The sequence below is a fragment of the Virgibacillus sp. LDC1 genome, assembly GCF_025792345.1.
GTDB lineage: Bacteria > Bacillota > Bacilli > Paenibacillales > Paenibacillaceae > Paenibacillus_AQ > Paenibacillus_AQ lautus.
Window position 1 is genome coordinate 2,642,102 of sequence record NZ_JAOXLZ010000001.1, and the last position, 18,587, is coordinate 2,660,688.

The 18,587-nt window shown below is 48.1% G+C and carries 3 protein-coding genes (1 of these 3 cut by a window edge); all 3 read right to left on the reverse strand.

What is annotated here, in order from left to right; translation table 11 throughout:
* Tightly spaced (at most 20 nt apart), the 3 genes in view from OHJ21_RS11665 to fabD form a layout consistent with a single transcriptional unit that may run on beyond the window.
* Positions 1–5,991, reverse strand: the 5' portion of a protein-coding gene (locus OHJ21_RS11665; protein WP_486021035.1) for an SDR family NAD(P)-dependent oxidoreductase. The gene continues 4,347 nt to the left of window position 1, outside the view; only the first 5,991 of its 10,338 coding nucleotides appear in the window; its start codon is at positions 5,989–5,991; its stop codon lies beyond the left edge, outside the window.
* Positions 5,992–6,006: 15 nt separating this feature from the next.
* On the reverse strand, positions 6,007–15,717 hold the full coding sequence (locus OHJ21_RS11670) for an SDR family NAD(P)-dependent oxidoreductase (protein WP_486020113.1): 9,711 nt from the start codon (positions 15,715–15,717) through the stop codon (positions 6,007–6,009).
* Between the two features lie 20 nt (positions 15,718–15,737).
* Positions 15,738–18,122 (reverse strand): ACP S-malonyltransferase, encoded by a 2,385-nt coding sequence (fabD, locus tag OHJ21_RS11675; protein WP_486020114.1) that lies wholly within the window; start codon positions 18,120–18,122, stop codon positions 15,738–15,740.
* Positions 18,123–18,587 lie beyond the last annotated feature (465 nt).

The following is an 18,587-nucleotide window of genomic DNA, read 5'->3' on the forward strand; positions in this document are numbered from 1 at the left end:
TCCCATTGACGATAGCTCACTTAGCAGCATTCTTAATAGAAGGCTGATCATTTCCTTATTTAAACTCTGGGCCTCATTCATGTTCTGGAGCCGATCTGCTGTTCCCGAATTATAGTCCCTAATTTTGTTGATCACTGACGGTATGCTATCCGATCGGATATCGATGCGCTCTTTAGGATTCATGCCTTCCACGATAAGAGGTTTGGTCGTTGTAATCATCGCCATTTGATGAATCGGAATGGAAACCAATCGTTCCAAAGCTCTCATGCCAGCTTCAGGCTCAATGAGTCCCATCCCGATCCGGGACAGCTGTTGTACATCCTCTGAAGCAGAAGCGTCATCGCTGCTCCAATACCCCCAATTCATCACCTTCACCTTGCACGGCCATTCATGCGAAAGCCGATGTGCGAACGCATCCTTGAACGTACAGCCTGTTGCGTAGTGGCTCTGTTTTGGATTCTTAATGAAAGCGATCAAGGAAGAGAAGAACATAACAAAATCCAATGATTCCTTACGGAAAACCTGGGCCATCCGTACGGTCACGTCAATCTTGGCCGATAGCCCTGATCTGAATTGATCCTCTTCCATGTCCAGGAGACTTCGATTCGACAGCACCATCGCCGAATGCACGACGCCGTTAATTCGCGAATATGTCTGCTTTATTTTTTCATAAGCTGCTCTGAGTTCTTCATAATCGGTTGCATCTGCTGAGATATAGACGGGTCTGGGTCCAAAACGAGCGATTCTATCCATATCCGCCTGGATATGTTCATCCATCTGTCTGCGGCCGACCCATACCACATAGGCTCCATAAGCACGAACCATATACTCGCTCCATGCCTTGCCGATACCGCCAGCTCCTCCAATTACGACATATACGCCACCCTGCCTAAAGCTTGATTTCACCATTGCAGGAGTATTCAATGGTACAAGCTGCTGCCGGTACCACTGCTGTTTCCGGTACACCCAAGGGTGTCCACGCCGATCAGCAGGGAGAGCGAATATATCGGATACAGGCCACGGACGGCCGGCCTCCAAATCGATAATTCGGATATTCCAGCTCGGATATTCTTTTGCCATTGAACCTACCAGACCGTGAATGCCGGCATGCGAAGGATCGACCTTGCGAGATTCGTTAACCCTCTGCGTGTCAAATGTGATCACTGTCCATCCCAAGGCGCGGGCAGAATAACCCAATCCAATGAACGCCTTAATCAAGCGGAACAATGGGATAACGCCATGCTCCTGTCGTTCAATCAGTTTTTCATCTTCCAGGGAAGATGACGGACCTGCAGGAGCAACCCACACGATATGATCAACTATGCCGAAAGTTTCTAGTTTTGCAGCAATTTCTGATATCGTATCTGCTGGATTCAAATCAAAAAAATGCACCCGCGGGTACATCTGTTGAATCATGCTCCTATTCTCTTCCCCACCAACATAGATCACATGATCGGAATCATGCGCCTGCCATGTTCCATTCTCTACCGGAACGGCCTCCCATGCTGGCACAAGATGTATATTTCCGACAGGCGTTTGTACCATTGCCTCCTGTGTAGCCGCATTAGACCGACTGCTGGCCTCAAGCTCCCCTTCCAGCACCCTTGTTGAGAATCCTTTGATACGAACACAAATATTGCCCTGATCATCACATATATCGATATCCAGCTTTGGAGTTAAACCTGTCTTTGCAGCCTTATCGTTGTTTCGTATCCATGCCCACATATTCGGCGTGCACTCCCCCCGAATATCCAGTTCCTGAAGGGCAAAAGGCATCACCGGGTTCACCGAAACCAGGGGCATGTCGCCAGAATTCATAGAATAAGCAATCGTCGCCTGTAAAGCTGAGTCCATTAGGCTTGGGTGGAGAACATACCCCTTCAAGGTATTAGAAACGGATGACGGCAAGGATAACTTAGCCAATATTTGTCCCGCACCTACATACGCTTTCTCTATTCCCCTGTGGGCCGGGCCATACTCCATCCCCATCTCATGAAAGACCTCGTAGAATTGGGAGGATAAGAAGCACTGTTCGCCGCAATGCCTCTTCAAATCTTCAATATTCAAGACATCCTTCGTTCCAGCAGCTGGTAGCAGCTCGGCACTGCCTTTGCTGTGTACAACAGGCTCTGAATTTGTGCTCTCCTGAACTTGACTATATATTTCGTAAACGATCCCTCCATGCTCAGCGGGAAGCAGTCGGATATTCACTTCAGCATATTCCTCCCCAACGGAGACAGGCCGAATCCAAACCACATTTTTCAGACGGATTCCCGTATGATGCTCCGCTCGGCTGCCAAGGGATTCCATGACTGCCATACGCGCCATCTCCAGATAGGCAACACCCGGTAATATCTTCTGCTTCCTCACGACATGATCGGATAAGAAAAATTCATTTCCCCTAAAAGTGCTGCTAAATCGCTGCTCGGTAAAGTCGGACGTGTTTTTGTGCAGCAAAGGGTGTATCCCTGCTTCAGCAGTCGCAGCAACGATTGGTTTTCCGGCAGCTGGTACCCAATAACGCTCCCGTGCAAACGGGTAGGTCGGTAAACTGATCCGGGAAGGCCTGGTGCTCTCGCCGTATAATAAATTCCAATCTAACTCCATGCCCGAAGCCCACCCTTCAGCCAATTCATCCCAATTCCCCTCATCGATCCATTGGCTGACGGACTGCTTATTCCTATCACCTGCAGAGGAGGATGCAGCTGAATCCTTCATTAACTTGGCCTTGCCTCTAAAGCCGTGTTTAAGTTCTTTATTGTCCAGAAAAGCTTGAAGCCCCTGAATCAATTCGAGGATATCCTGAGCGACAAACACCACTCGTTCTTCCATGGCTTCGCGTCCGACTTGCAGTGTATAAGCCACATCTTCGATGGAGATTATCGAGCGGTTCTGTCCCCGCTTGTCCTGATCATCGGATCCGCCATCATGATCAGTTCCAACGTTAGGAGCCCCCATCACTTCTGGGTGCTCATTCAGAAGATGAGCGGTTACGGAAGCAATCGTGCTTCTCTGCCCCCATTCCTGATCATCGATCTCAACGAGGAATTCATCCTGAATTTTTCCCTTTAATAATCGAATATGAACAGGCTCGACTCCATATTCACTCCACGTAACATCTAGTTCAATGAGTTCTTCATGAACATGCATGATATCAGCTAATAATTCCTTCAGTTTACCTTGTAGACCGACTGTAAATCCCGGCTCTTTATCCTGCTGTACCGGTTCGCTCTCAGGCAATCCTAACAGATAATCGAGCATCTCTTTTGCGTAGGTTTTGAGCCTTTCTTCATTTTTAGCCGAAACAGGAACAATCACAGGTCGCTCTTGTCCATGGTTCGCCTGCGTTGTATCGCTTACTTTCGCACCTATGTATTCTTCTAGAATCATATGGGCATTTGAACCAGTGGCTCCGAAAGAACTTAACGCAGCTCTCCGCGGATAGCTAATCTTGCGCATGCCGTCCATGGTTACAGGTTGTTTCCATTTCTCCTTGGTGTGCTGCACATAGAATGGAGATTGTTCAAAATCAATATAGGGATTCAATTGCTCGGAATGCAGGGATGGAACCAGTGTTTTGTGATAGATTTGGAGAGCTGCCTTCTGGAGGCCGATAACTCCCGCGGCGGACTCCGCATGGCCAATATTGGACTTTACTGAACCAATCGAGCAATACTGCCGTTCTCGGGTATACAACTCGAAGGCTTTCATTAACCCTTCGATCTCAATAGGATCCCCCAGCGAGGTGCCTGTACCGTGAGCTTCGACATAACCGATCGTTCGCGGGTTTATGCCTGATTGCTCGAGACAATCAGCGATCACTTCCCCCTGTGCCACTGGGCCAGGCACCATAATGCCGCTCACAGTCCCTACATGGTTGATCGCGCTGCCTTTTATAACCGCATAGATTCGGTCATTATCTCGAACTGCTTTATTTAATGGTTTTAAGAGGACTGCCGCAACGCCTTCGGCTGAAACGTAGCCGTCGCCTCCTTCGCCGAAGGTATGGCAATAACCGTCACTTGAATGCATCCCCCACAACCCGTATGTCATATACTTCGACGGGTGCAGAGATAAATTCACCCCACCGGCCAATGCAACTTCGCTTTCTCCACGTTTCAAGCTCTCCATCGCCAGATGAACGGCCGTGAGGGAAGATGAACATAGCGTATCCACGGTCATGCTGGGGCCATGGAAATTGCAAAAATATGAAACCCGATTGGCAATAGGGCCTGCATTCAGCGAAAGTGGGAATGCTTCCCCTTGGGAAGCAGCCTCTGCGCCCACCAGGGAATAATCCTTATGCATCACACCCGCGAAGACGCCTACCTTCCGCCTGTTATTTTCACCTCGGGGCGGGACTAATGATTTAGGGGTATATCCAGCATCCTCAATGGCTTCCCAGCAAGTTTCCAGGAACAACCTTTCCTGGGGATCCATCGTTTCTGCTTCACGAGGGGATATTCTAAAAAATTTCGGATCAAAGCAATCCGGATCGTCTATGAATCCCCCCCATTTGGACATCGCTTTCCCGCCAGCTGATTTTATACCATCCATCGTCTTCCAGTCCCAGCGGGATTTTGGAATTTCGCTTATGCAGTCCTTTCCCTCCTGCAAATTCCTCCAAAATTCGTGAAGGTTTCTAGCTTGGGGATATCGGCCGGACATACCGATAATGGCAACGTCTCCTTCCGTTGACGGATTATCAGAAAGATTGGAACCGGAAAACGAGCGCTTAGATGAACTCTGAAATTCCGGATCTGAAGCGGTATCAGTTACGGATATTACCGATGCAGCCTCGGATTGCTTGAATTTTGAAGCATAGTTTTCTTCGAGATAAGCAGCAAGCTCGGCAATTGTTGTATACTCAAACAACAAAGTCGGCGATAACGAGATATTAATGCTGGTCTCAATCGCCCTCACAATCTCTAACAATCCGGGGGAATCCAGTCCCATCTCGTAGTATCCGGATTCAGGATGGATATCTTCCACCTTACAGTTAAGCGTGTCCGCCATGAGTTGCCGTAGGAACCATTCGATCGAAATAACGGGTGCCGTTTCGTCGGCACCCGTTATTTGAACCTGCTTATTGGAGCTGACCCGAGGTGGCTTGCGCCGCTCCGTGATCTGAGATGATGAAAGGGACCCTTTCCGCTCCGGATGGATCAACCCGGCATCGCGAACCAGTTTCGTAGATAAGTTTTTCAGTTCCCCGACTTTTTTTCCATCCCCGTTAAAAAACTCCATCGTCCAAAACATCAGCTCATTCTTATGAAGAACGGACGACCTCTGCACCCTTGTAATACAGCATTCCTGGAGCGGTTCCGAAGCATTAAAAACGGCATAACTCAGAGGCAAGAACAAGCGCTGTTCCTCTTGGGCAGAAGGAGCATACATTCTTCCGCCCCCTACGCCACTGCCGTCGATCAGAGCAGGATGAAATAAGAACTCTTTCGAGCTGGCTATCGCTTCCCGACTAATAGAAAGATCCAGAATTGCTGCTGTATCCATCTCATAAATCTGGCCTTCCGCCTTCATAAATCCGGTATGCACCAACTCCTGGCTTCGGTACTCTTCATAAATGTCATGGATGGGGAGCACACGGTTTGCTGCCCCCTTCACGAAGCCTAAATCCAGCGTTTCCGAGTATGACACCTGATCTCTTGCATGCATCTCGGCTGTGGCATAAAGTGTTTGCTCTGGTTCTTCCATACCGTTACGACGATTCTGTCCCTCCAACCGAATCTTCCATCTACCAGGAGAAGCCTCATCACATTGAATGCCGAGAATTATAGTAACATCCCGTTCGACTATGAGCGGTTTATATATACTTAAATGACGAAGCTCAAGTTTGTCGAATAGATAGTGATGTTTCTTATAAACCTGGTAGATAAGGTCAATATAGGCCAGTCCAGGCAATAATTGTTGCCCGTATACCATATGATTGCTAATAATCGGGTTCTTGGCGGACAGGTTAAACTGTTCATACATCACGTTTGCTCCCTCCTAGTCGAAATTTTCCCAAAAAATGCCCTGCGGAACGTTTGCTGCTGTTTTTCTGCCGCTTGATAAGGTTTTGGAATGAGCTTGTGTCTCCCATAACTGCCGCCTGTTTAAAACCGGAACCGGTAAAGGCTGCCTTCTATCACGTTGAAGAGGCACCCCTGCGCCATACTCCAGGATCACATGGGCGTTGGTTCCTCCGTCCGCAAAACAGTTAATTGCCGCCACTCTGGATGTATGCGCCCACTCGGTTTTTTCTCTACTAAAATAGAACGGAGATGATTCCATATCATAGTGAACCATCGCTTCTCCGCCTGATAAAAAAGGAACGAATTGCCCGTGATGCAGCATCAACACCACTTTAATAAAACTGGCAATGCCTTCTGCACAAAGTGGATGTCCGATATTAGGTTTCATCGATCCCAGCCCCAGCGGAACCGTGCTCGATTCCCGATAAATCGAATGAATCGCTTTAAGCTCCAGTAAATCGGTCACCGTGGTACCCGAGCCATTCGTTTCAATATAACTGATCTCCTCGGGATGCCTTCCACTCTTGCGCAAGGCAGTCTGTAATACATCCCTTTGCGCTTGAATATTCGGAGTTGACGGTCCTGCCGTTCGCCCGTCGTTATTAACGGCCAAGCCCTTAATGACTGCATAGATCCGATCGCCATCGGCAATAGCTTGCTCCACCGTTTTTAACAGAACCATACCTGCGCCTTCTCCCAGCACGATACCTTCAGCCCGTTTGTCAAACATATGGAAGTCCTGTACCGGACTTAAGATCCCGCGTTGTTCAAAAATTTTGTGTGCACGGTCAGTAGTTAGCAGACTCGCGCCTCCGACAATCGCCGAATCGATATCGCCTGCTCGCAGAGCTTGTACCGCCATGTTCATCGCTACCAGCGCCGAAGAGCATGCTGTATCCACTACAACGCTTGGACCACGAAGGTCAAGGAAATGTGAAATATTGGCAGCCAGATAGTTCTGCCCAATCGCCACAATCGGATTACGCGCTTGGTATAAGTCGGATTCCTCCGGTTGATGCTGCGTTCGAGCTCCAATATAGACTCCCATCGGCTTGCCCTTTAATTCTTGCCACGAATATCCAGCATGACATATCAGCTTCAGACTTTCTTCCAGCACCAACAGTGCCTGCGGATCCATGACTCTGGCATCTTCTTGCGGGATCAGGAAAAAGGACGGATCAAAGCTTGAGATTTCCTCAAGCATTCCAGCGTAATAAGAGGTGGCGTGCCCCCACCGTTCATACGGAACCTGCCGAATGGCCGATATCCCTTCGGACAAAATCCTCCAATAGTCCTCAAGTGAACCGGCACCAGGAAATCGGCATGACAATCCTACCACCGCTATACCCGTGGCAGGCTCGCCTGGAAGTCCTTTCGTTGATGCTACGCTTTCTAACGAAGCCATCGGCGCCTGAGGTGATGATGCCTTTACGTCAGACATGGATTCACCAATATCCGCAGTCCCCAGCATCTGCGATACCGCAGCAGAATGAGCATTGACCATCCAGCCTGCCAATGATTCTATGGTCGGATATTCAAATAGCAGGGTAGGCTCCAAATCCAACCCGGCCAGCTGATTGATTCGTCGAAGCAATTGAGCGATCATGATTGAATCTACACCATAATCTTGGAAAGCTATATCGGGCTCCAGTTTCGTAACAGGAATTTTCAGTTCTTCGGCCAGCAGCTCCGTAAGCCATGCTCGCGTTTGATTCAACAGGCCTTGGGGACTCTTGTTCGAATTCTCCGGCTTTTGCCCTCTTTGTCTCATCCTGCCTTTCAAGCTCTCCTGGTTGGCAAACTGCATTAGCCTGCCGGGATTCCACAATTCGGGATTGACCACAGCCGGCATAACCACCGATGGTATTCGGTTTGAAAGAATCTGATCCAACAGCTGTAAGCCCTCTTCATTGGTTATGCTCAGCAAACCCGTCTGCTCATAGGCCCTGCTTCTCACTTCGCCCATTCCCGCCTCTTTCCAGCTCGGCCACTGAATGCTGGCAATGGGTACCGTATGTTTCGCTTTCTCCGCAAAATAATCCATATAGGCATTCGCCATTCCATAATCACTCTGTCCGGAAGCTAAAGCAGGAATCGTGGACGAAACCGAAGAGAAGAGCAGAAAGAACGATAAAGATTCATTTCGGAAGCACTCGTAGAGTACACGAAGGCCTGACACTTTCGGTTCGAAGACCTGCTCGATTCCTTCAACGGATTTTCTAATAAACGCTGGATTATGGGTGTCAATCCGCCCCGCACAATGAATAACGCCTCCAATGGGCCCCATTGTCCTTTTGACCAACTCCATGCTCTGCTGAACAGCTTGCTCATCCGATAATGATACCGACAAGATTTTCACTTCTGCCTGAAGTTCTTCCAACACCTCAATCGCCTGAATTTTTTGTGCTACCGGCGTTTTTTGCCCCTTATAGAGACTCCATTCTTCACGTGAAGGCAAAACCTCCCGACCTGTCAGAACCAGCTTCTTAACGCCATATTTCTGTACAAAATGTCTGGCGCATAGGTAACCGATCCCCCTTGTACCTCCTGTAATCCAAAGCACATGATCCTCGGGGAAAGCGAACGCTTCTTTATCGGAAATCGCCCCCTTCAACTCTTCCAGCGAAGCCCGATATCGCTTACCGCTCCGGTAACAGATTTCCGTGTCCCGGCTTTCGGTAGCATATTCGTTAACGATCTGTTCAGCAATGATCTGAACATCCGTCTCAGCATCCACATCCACATGCCGTGAGCTCAGGCGACTGTATTCACTCTGCAGCATTCTGTACAGTCCAGCGCGTTCGGCACCGGACAAGTTGACTTCAGCATTCTGGAAAGACTCCAGACATTTCGTTACCCCAAGCAGTGTTAGGCCGTCTGTGTCAGCATGCTCGATCCATTTCTGGAGCCAGGGAACCCATCCGGTCAGCCCCGTTGTATTCAACCCGCAGCCTACAACGTCGATACAGCCGCCATATTGGTTCCAATCCTGTTCAGTCTGATGAAACTCGCGTGCCATATCCTGAATATCAATGATCCGGCTGCTTTTAAAATGCCTGGATATGTGAATAGCTAACTCCATCGTTTCCTGCGTAGTCAATATCGCAATGGATTGCGTAACGGATTTGCTTCGGTCGGCAGAACCATCTATGGCAGTCAGTTCCCACTTTTTATTCAAATAGCTCACTTTACGCTCAACTGGACTTTTTTCCCGGTTAGGGACTACCAGTTCTCGCTTGGGCTCCGGATTGCTCCACGCCTGAGCGTTACTCGGTTCGGGAACCCAGTAGCGATCTTCGGAAAACGGATAGGTGGGCAAGCTGATTCGGCGTGGCTTCGTATTCTCATAAAGCCGGCTCCATTCCACATCCAATCCTTTAACCCAGAGACTTGCGAGCTTGTCATATTTTCTACGCTGAATCCATTTAGCAATGGCTTCCTGCAGTTCTTCGTCTCTTGTAAATACAGATAGCGCTTCTTTGTTCCGTCTTACCTGACCATAATAGATACCGTCCACATGATCGCGGCCTTCGATATATTCTCTTAGTTTATCGATCAGCTCTTTCATTGTAGATACAATCACAGCCAATCGTTCCTCCATGGATTCCCGTCCTACTTGTAGAGTGTAAGCCATGTCAATAAGGCTGGAATCTTCTTGCGGTTGGTCGCTGATATCCGCGAGAAGACGCTGCGCCTGTATCCTCAGCTGTTCTTCGCTTTTGCCTGATAGCACAATGATGACCGGATTGAGTCCTTCCATGATGATTGGTGAAGACTCCTCGACTCCGGGGATATACTCCTCAATGACGAGGTGGGCATTGGACCCTCCCGCACCAAAGGACGATATTCCTGCAATTCTTGGGTACTCCTTCATTACTCCATTCAACTCGAGGACAGGTCTTTTCCACTCCGCAAGCTCTTGCTGCACAACAAATGGAGTCTGGCTAAAGTCGATGTTCGGGTTCAATACCTGCGAATGCAATGAAGGCACCAGCTGCTTGTATTTAAGCTGAAGCAGGACTTTGGTCAAGCCTGCGATTCCAGCTGCACTTTCACAATGTCCGATATTTGATTTTGCAGAACCGAGCGCACAAAACTGCTTATCCCCTGTGTATTCCTGAAAGATGTTGTGTAATCCCGTTATTTCAATTGGATCTCCCAGCGAGGTTCCCGTTCCGTGCGCCTCCATATAGCTAATCGTGCGCGGATCAATCCCCGCCTTCTTGAAAGCTCGTCCAATTACGCTGGACTGGGCTTTGGGATTCGGTACCGTGTATCCATTGGTTTTCCCCCCGTGATTGATTGCAGTCGCCTTAATAATTCCATAAATCTGGTCTCGATCCTCCATGGCATGGGACAGCGGTTTAAGAAGAACGGCTCCTACTCCCTCACCAGGCACGTATCCCTCTCCTCCCTCGCCAAAACTCTCACATCTTCCTCTGCTGGAGATAAACTTCCCCTGTGACAGATACAGATATTTATTGGGATGAATCGAAACATTAACCCCGCCCGCAATCGATACCTTGCATTCTCCCGTCAGCAAGCTTTGACAAGCCAGATGAATGGCCGTCAAGGATGAAGAACACATCGTATCTATGGTCATACTTGGGCCATGGAAGTTGAAGAAATAAGACACCCGATTGGCGATGGATGCCGGCAGTCCGGGTAGTGCCAGAGGATTCCCCCTTGCTTGCTCCTGAGCACCGTAGAGCTGATATTCCTGATACATGGCACCGACATAAACTCCCACACTACCTTCCAAGCCAAAATCGCTGTATAAGCCCAGGGTTTCCCGGGTATATCCCGCATCCTCAAGGGTTTCATAGACACATTGCAGAAACAGGCGTTCTTGCGGATCCATCATCTCCGCTTCCCGAGGGGATATATTAAAAAACAAGGGATCAAATCGATCGACCCCTTTGAGGAAGCCCCCCCATTTACTGTTGGCTGTTCCTGGTTTGTTGCGATCCTCGTCATAATATAGATTGTAATCCCAGCGGTCGTTCGGTATTTCCGTAATGCAATCCTTGCCATTCTTCAGTACCTCCCAAAACTGCCGAATATTCTCGGCGCCGGGATAACGCCCGGACATTCCGATAATGGCAATATCCATCGCGGTAGACGCATGTTCATCCTGTTGCTTAATGGTTGGCTGTCCAAAACGCGAACGTCTAAGGCTGGGAGGATGCGATACATCCGGTCCTTTCGTTGAAACGGAAGGCGCTGCAAGCTGAACTGAGGGTTCTGCAGACCCCCTCTCTCCCAGCACGCTCACCAACTTATCACGGTATGATTTGATGAAATACCCGGTCAATTCCCTGATATTCTGATATTCGAAAAACAACGTTTTGGACAGCGAGCCAAACGTTTTCTCCAATTCATTCGTCAATTGGGTGGTCATGATGGAATCAATGCCGTAATGCTCCATCGGGGCATCCGTTTCAATTCGCTGTACGGGCAGCCTCAAGACGGTCGAAATCTGTTTTTTCACGAAGCTAATTGCCTTTTCCGTAAAATCGTCCTCACTCATACCCGGGAAGAGCTCATGATCTTCATGTCCTTTCCCTTGAATCGCTTCGATTGGCGTATCTTCCACATTCTGTTTTTCTGTGAGTTTTGTATAAAAATGCTCTAAATCCCCTTCCATGACGAGAACCTGGTCATTACGGGAAGCCCACGCTTGATAGAAAGCAAGGACAGCCGAGCCTGTATCGATAGCCGCCATACCTAACTGCTGCATCATCATCTGTTCGGTCTTTTCATCGACATGCATCCCGCCGTCTTTCCATAAAGGCCAATTCATGGACAGGGTGTGCCCGCTCCGCTCCTTCGAACGAACAAGCTCGTTTCGGTACGTGGCATAAGCATCCATAAAGGCATTAGCCGAGCAATAGTCCGCCTGACCCGGGTTGCCCACGATTCCGAATACCGATGAAAAAACGACAAATAGATCAAGCTTCAATTCCCTGCTCGCCTGATCCAAGTTTACGATCCCTTCCACTTTCGGTGCCAATACAGCCTGCAGGTTTTCTACAGTTTTATTAAGAATAAGACTGTCTTTAATCACTCCAGCGCTATGAATGATTCCACTGAGACCACCAAACTCAGCTGTGACACGCTGGATTAGGTCATCTACTTCCTTGCCCTTGGTCACATCAGCCTGCCAGTATTCCGCTTGGGCCCCACGTGCTCTTATTTCCTCCAGTTGAGACTCCATTTCGTTGCTGAGATCAGAACGGCCGGTTAGAATCAACGTCGCACCCTTTGTGCGTTTGGCAATCTCATTGGCAAAGATGAAACCGAGACCGCCCATTCCACCCGTGATCAAGTACGTCCCTGTGTCTTTCCACGGATTGCTATCTTCTGACTGCAAAGCTTCAACCTGATCCCAGCCTTTGACCAATCGCTTCCCTGACTCGTACCGGATATGGAAATCCCGGGTGTCCTGAAGATTGCTTTTCAGCTTGGAGACGAGCTCCTCCGGCGTTTCTCCCGAATCGACCTCAATCATCTGGGCCGAGAGTTTTGGATTCTCGAGTCTGGCTGTCTTAAGAAGTCCCGCCAAACCGGAGATTAGCTGTTGGTCTCCATGCCTGGAGAATACGATTTGAATAAACGCTTTCGTCCTCGTGCCGGCTTTAAGAATGCTTTGAAGTTCCTTTAACAGCTTTACCGAGTAATCTTGAAACCGCTCCTTTATCCCGTTACGGTTGGATTGCAATGATAGAATGCGAGCTTCGTTTACATCGGTTTCTATGCGCTCCTTCACCACATCGTCCATTTCGCAAAGCACGATACAATAGTCTTCGTAGCTCGCGAAAGTCGTATCCCTCGAAATAACCTGTTCCTTCCAAATAGGGTGCAGCATGAGCGTGTCCGAATCCGTCCGTGATTGGAGCAAGGTTTCCTCTTCACTTCGTTTTCTCCAGGATAATTCTCTCATCCTCACACACAACGTTCCTTGCTCATCATAAAGGTCAATATCAACTTTCTTTGACTGTCCCCCAGTGGTATTTTGATTGCTGTATTGAACATGTGCCCACATGACTGAAGAGCATCTCTGTAACACATCGAGTTGTTCAAGTGCAAACGGAAGAAAAAGCCGCGATGAAACTTTGCCGTCGGAAGTGTCTTGCTTCTCCGAACCAAGCATCAGAATCATTGCGGCTTGCAAAGCCGAATCCAGGAGGCTGGGATGCAGAATATATCGAGCTGCTGTACTCTCGATCAAGGAAGGCAACAGCAGCTTGACCAGTACGCGGCCGCCCCCGCTGTATACCTCTTCTATCCCTTGGTGGGCTGGACCATAATGAATTCCGGAGCGCTGAAAAGTCTCATAAAAATGCTTCACCGTATCGTTTGCCCTGGTTAATTGTCCTTTCAATCGATCGATATTCACGCTGGTCAATTCGCCAAACAGATCTGTGTTCATCTGAGCATTGCCCTGGCTATGTACAATAGAATCCCCGCGTCCCTCTTCGGTTTGACTGTAAACTTCGTAGGTAACGTCACCGTTTTCGCCTGGAAAAAGCGCAATATGGACTTGAACCGGATGTTTACCAACGATTACCGGCTTGGCCCACACCACATGTTGAAGCCGAATCGGTGAATCAGCATCGGATGATAACCCAGATGCCTTTTCAACCGCTTCCCGTGCCATTTCAAGGTACGCTACGCCTGGCAGCACATGGCGACCCTTCACCATGTGGTCCTTCAAGAAAAACTCTTCACCCGTAAAGGTAGAACTGTAGCGTTGTTCTGAAAAATCGGATGTATTCTGATGCAGCAGCGGATGAACATAGGAGGTTTCAGCTCTCTCAGCTGTAACAGCATGATCCGAGAAGCTTTCCACTGGGATCCAATACCGCTCCCGTGCAAATGGATAGGTGGGCAAATGCACATGCTGTGTCTTTCCCTTGAGAAATATGGCCTTCCAATCCACTTCATGCCCTTTTACATATAATTCTGCTAATGCCTTCAATTTGCTGCCGTATTCCTGTACATCGCTCCTCTTGAGGGATTGTAGTTCTGTTACCAACACCTTACCCAGATGTTCAAGCAGCGGCTCTTGCTTCTTACCGATTAACGGAATTTGATCTTTACAATATCCATCTGGTTTACTATTCTCCAGCACCTGCTTTAATTTCTCCCGAAGTTCCTGCACATCCTTAACCACATAGGCAGATCTTATTCCGAAATGCTCCCGCTGGAGCAAGAGAGTTGCACTTACATCCGTCAGGCTGATCCCATGCCCATTCCTATCGATCCACCGTGCTAGATCCAGCTCCCTCTGCCGCAAAGATTCTTCTGTTTTCGCAGATAAACAGATGAGATATTGGGGGAGCTTCTTAGCGGATTTTTTCTTCATAGCGGGTGCTTCTTCGAGGACGATATGCGCATTCGTTCCTCCGAACCCGAAAGAACTAATGCCTGCACGTCTCGGAAAGCTTTGCCCATCTGCTCCCTCCAGAAGCTTCCACTCCTGCAGCTTGTCTACCATGTAGAATGGACTTTCTTCAATTGAGATACGATGATTCAATGTTTTGAAATTTTGCAGTCCAGGCAGCTGTTTATGCTTCATGGACATGAGGACCTTGATCAGTCCGGCAATCCCGGCGGCAGATTCCAAATGCCCGATATTTGTTTTCACCGAACCCAGGCCGCAATAATTCTTGGAAAGTATTTGGTCCTTTTTCGATCGTAATTGAAAAGCTTTTAGCAGTCCTTGAAACTCCATCGGATCTCCTTTTGGAGTTCCCGTTCCATGAGCTTCAATATAACTGATGCTTTCCACGGGGATGTCCGCTTTCTTATGGGCCTCAGCTATAACATCTGCCTGGGCTTCAGGGTTGGGATAAGTAAGGGTATGAGTTCTTCCATTATGGTTTACGGCAGTTCCCTTTAAGACGCCATAAATGGAGTCCCCATCTTCAAGGGCTTGTTCTAAAGGTTTAAGCAACACGACCCCTGCCCCTTCACTGCGCACATAGCCATCTGCATTGTCGTCGAAGGTTTTGCATGAGCCGGTCGGGGACAGCATCCCTGCTTTGGAAAAGGAGATATGACGTGAGGGGGTTAGAATAAGGCTGACCCCGCCCGCAAGAGCCATATTGCTCTCCCCGAGAAGTATGGACTGGGCCGCCGAATGAATCGCGTTAAAGGAACTTGAGCATGCTGTGTCTATCGGAAAACTCGGACCTTTCAAGTTAAAGAAATGGGAGATTCGGTTCGCTATGACGGCAGATGCCGTACCTATGGAATGATAGGTTTCAATAATCTGGTTCGTCTGCTCCTGCAGCCCTTTATAATCAAAATTAAAAACCCCCATGTAAACGCCGATTTTGTCCCCTGATATCTGGGAAGGAAGAATCCCGGCGTCTTCCAAACAGGACCATGATAATTCCAGCATGATCCGCTGCTGGGGATCCGTCGCTTCTACCTCCCTTGCCGAAAGGCCGAAAAAGCCCGGATCAAAGGCGTCTGCATCTTGAATAAAGCCGCCCCACTTGCTGTTGCTCTTGTTGTCAGCCTGCGGATCGCCCCAATACTCCTTCCAATCCCAGCGCTCCTTGGGGATCTCCTGAATGCTTGAACGACCTTCTTTCAGATTGTCCCAGAATTCTTCATAGTTCTGTGCTCCCGGGAACCGGCAAGCTATACCAATAATCGCGATTTCATTTTTCATTTATATGGTACACCTCACTTTTAATAAACCTCTTGAACGCTTCGATTGCCCTGAAGATCTGGCAGGCCAGGTTCCTCCGAAGGCATTCGAAAGCTGTTAAATCTCCGGTTCAACAGTGCAGCCGTTTCCGTCATCAGTTTCTCGGCAATCTCATCTACATGCCGATTCCGCCAATCCTCGAGCTCCGTTCCTTTCACCCATTGATTAAATGCGCCTAAGGCTGGCCCGCAATGAATTTGATAGTCGACTTTATTCTCCTGATCCCCTTGCAGAGCCAATCGCGTGCTGTAACTGAAATACCATCTGAATATCAAAGCCATTTTATATTTGGGATTCCGTTCTGCCTTCTCAACGACTTGAGGGTAGCGTGTCCGGACTGTTTCATATACGCTCTCAAAGCTGCGCTTGAAATATTTTTCTTGGATCTGCGCCTTTGTCTTCTCGTCAATATCATCAATGGAATTGAACTGACGGTATAAATCGTACAGTTTATTGGAGCGTGCCGGGAAGAACAGTCCTTTTTTCAGCACCTGTACCCGAGCCCCCATCTCAAACATATCCCCGGCAGGCGCGTATTCCGTATCCTGAACATTCATTTGCTGGAGTAAATCCTTTACTTCGTCGCTAGTTCCAGCCTCGACCGTGCATTGGTTAATCGAACCTGTCACAATGAAATCCGCACCCAATGTAAATGCCGCTGATATGGCATCTGGAGTGCCGATCCCACCTGCAGCTCCTATCCGTATGCTTGTAGGGTATGAATACCGTTGCATCATCTCATCCCGTAATTTAATCATGGCCGGCATTAATGCATAGGCCACGGCACCGTCTGTATGACCACCGGAATCTGCCTCGGCACAAATATCATCCGCAACAGGGACATCCCTGAGCATATGAGCTTCTTCCAGCGTAATTTTGTTTTCTTCCCGCAGCTTTGCAATGATTCGCTCGGGTGCTGGACTAAGAAACGCCTCGGCAACTTCCGGCCGCGATACCTTGGCAATCATTTTATTTATCGAAACAACTCTTCCATCGGCATCGCGGGTTAAACTTTTGGCGCGGTATTTGACCAATGCTGGAGTGATATTCATGAAAGCAGCCGCTTCCATAACCTTCACGCCGCTCTGAAGAAATATGTCCACCGTTTGTTCTTCGATTTCCGGCTCAGAAGGATTGTGCACCAAGTTCATGCCGTAAGTTTGACCTTCAGAAAGTTCTTGCTGTATGTATTGAATCGCCTCTGCAATTTGGGGTAATTTTAAACCTCCAGCTCCGAAAAAACCCATCATTCCTGCCTTGCCCATTCTTACAACCATTTCTTTAGAGGCAATTCCCCGGTACATAGCGCCAGTCAAATAGGCGTATTTAAGATTGTAATCCCTTCTGAATGCTGCGCTTCCCAGCGAACATGGTTTAATTTCGTATGAATACAGTTGTTCCACAGCTATCGGTTCAGATTTATTAGATATCTCTAAATGGCTTTTGTTCAGATCCTCATGCACGGCTTCAATAACTGCTTCAGTATCGAATGCAGGTTCATCCACAATTAGAGGTCCTGCTTCGTTCTTGATTCTCCCTATTAAATCGGTTAAAACCCTTCCCGGACCAATCTCCTCAAAATCAATAACACCAAGCCCCATCAAATATCGAATACTGTCCGTCCATCGAACGGAGCTTGTAATCTGTTGAACCAGATTCCTTTTGATAGAGGACGTCTGATATCGCCTGGCATACACATTGGAGATAACCGGGATACGCAATTCATGGAACGTGAAGTTCTGGAGAAAAGCTTCATATTCTCTGCCCGCATCCTCCATATGACGAGAATGAAAGGCACCGCTCGTTCGCAAGGGAATAAACATCATGACATCCTTAAGCGATTCAAAGACCTGCTTGGCGAGATCCATATCTTCCCTCGCTCCAGAGATTACGATCTGATGAGGGCTATTCAGATTGGCGATATCGATGGTTTCAAGCTTATGTTCCTGCAGCACCTCTGCAATTTGTTCCTCGGTCGGTCCGATGACGGCCGCCATGCCGCCCCCCGCAGCCTGGCTCATTAACTGCCCTCGCTTTTGAACAAGCCTTAAACCTGTAGCAAAATCAAAGGCTCCCGCGGCCAGCAGGGCGTTATATTCCCCAAGGCTATGTCCCGCAACAAAATCTACCGTTCTTGCCGAATGCTTAATCTTGTTGAAGTAGCTTAAAGCATTTACGGTATATAATGCCGGTTGGGTATATTGAGTCTTATTCAGATTGAAATCAGGATCTTCCAAGCATAATTGTTTGATCGAATACCCTAGAATATCATCCGCTTGTGCAGTCAATTCTTGAAACTCGTCGAAAAGCTCCTCGCCCATTCCTTTTTTCTGGGCGCCTTGGCCGGGAAATACATAGGCTAGCATATACTTGTACCATCCTCCCAAATAGATAAATATTGGTGCGTTTTACCCCCACTTAATCCCTGCTTGACGGTTTTAACTCATAATATGGAGATCTTTTATGGTCCGTATACCTGCCGTCAATTGCTCAGTCACAAGCTATCGAGCTTTTGCTTTTTGGAAATGAACATAAAAATGCCTACGAGGTCCTCCCCAACTCACTGGAGGCTTCGTAAGCATTCACACACAATACGTGTATCATTATGGCCCTTAAATGTTCTTAACGCGCCGAAACGTCGATTAAGTCTGTTTAAGTTTTTGTTAAATTAAGTCATTCATTACCAATATATTATTATATAAATATTTTTTTGTAAACTATTAATCTTATAAGATTAGTCGATTATTTTTTCTTCGATTTCCCTGTTTCGACATTTATTTCATAAATTATTTGGTATTATCTTCTTCATCAAAAGGAAGTGGGGGAGCAAT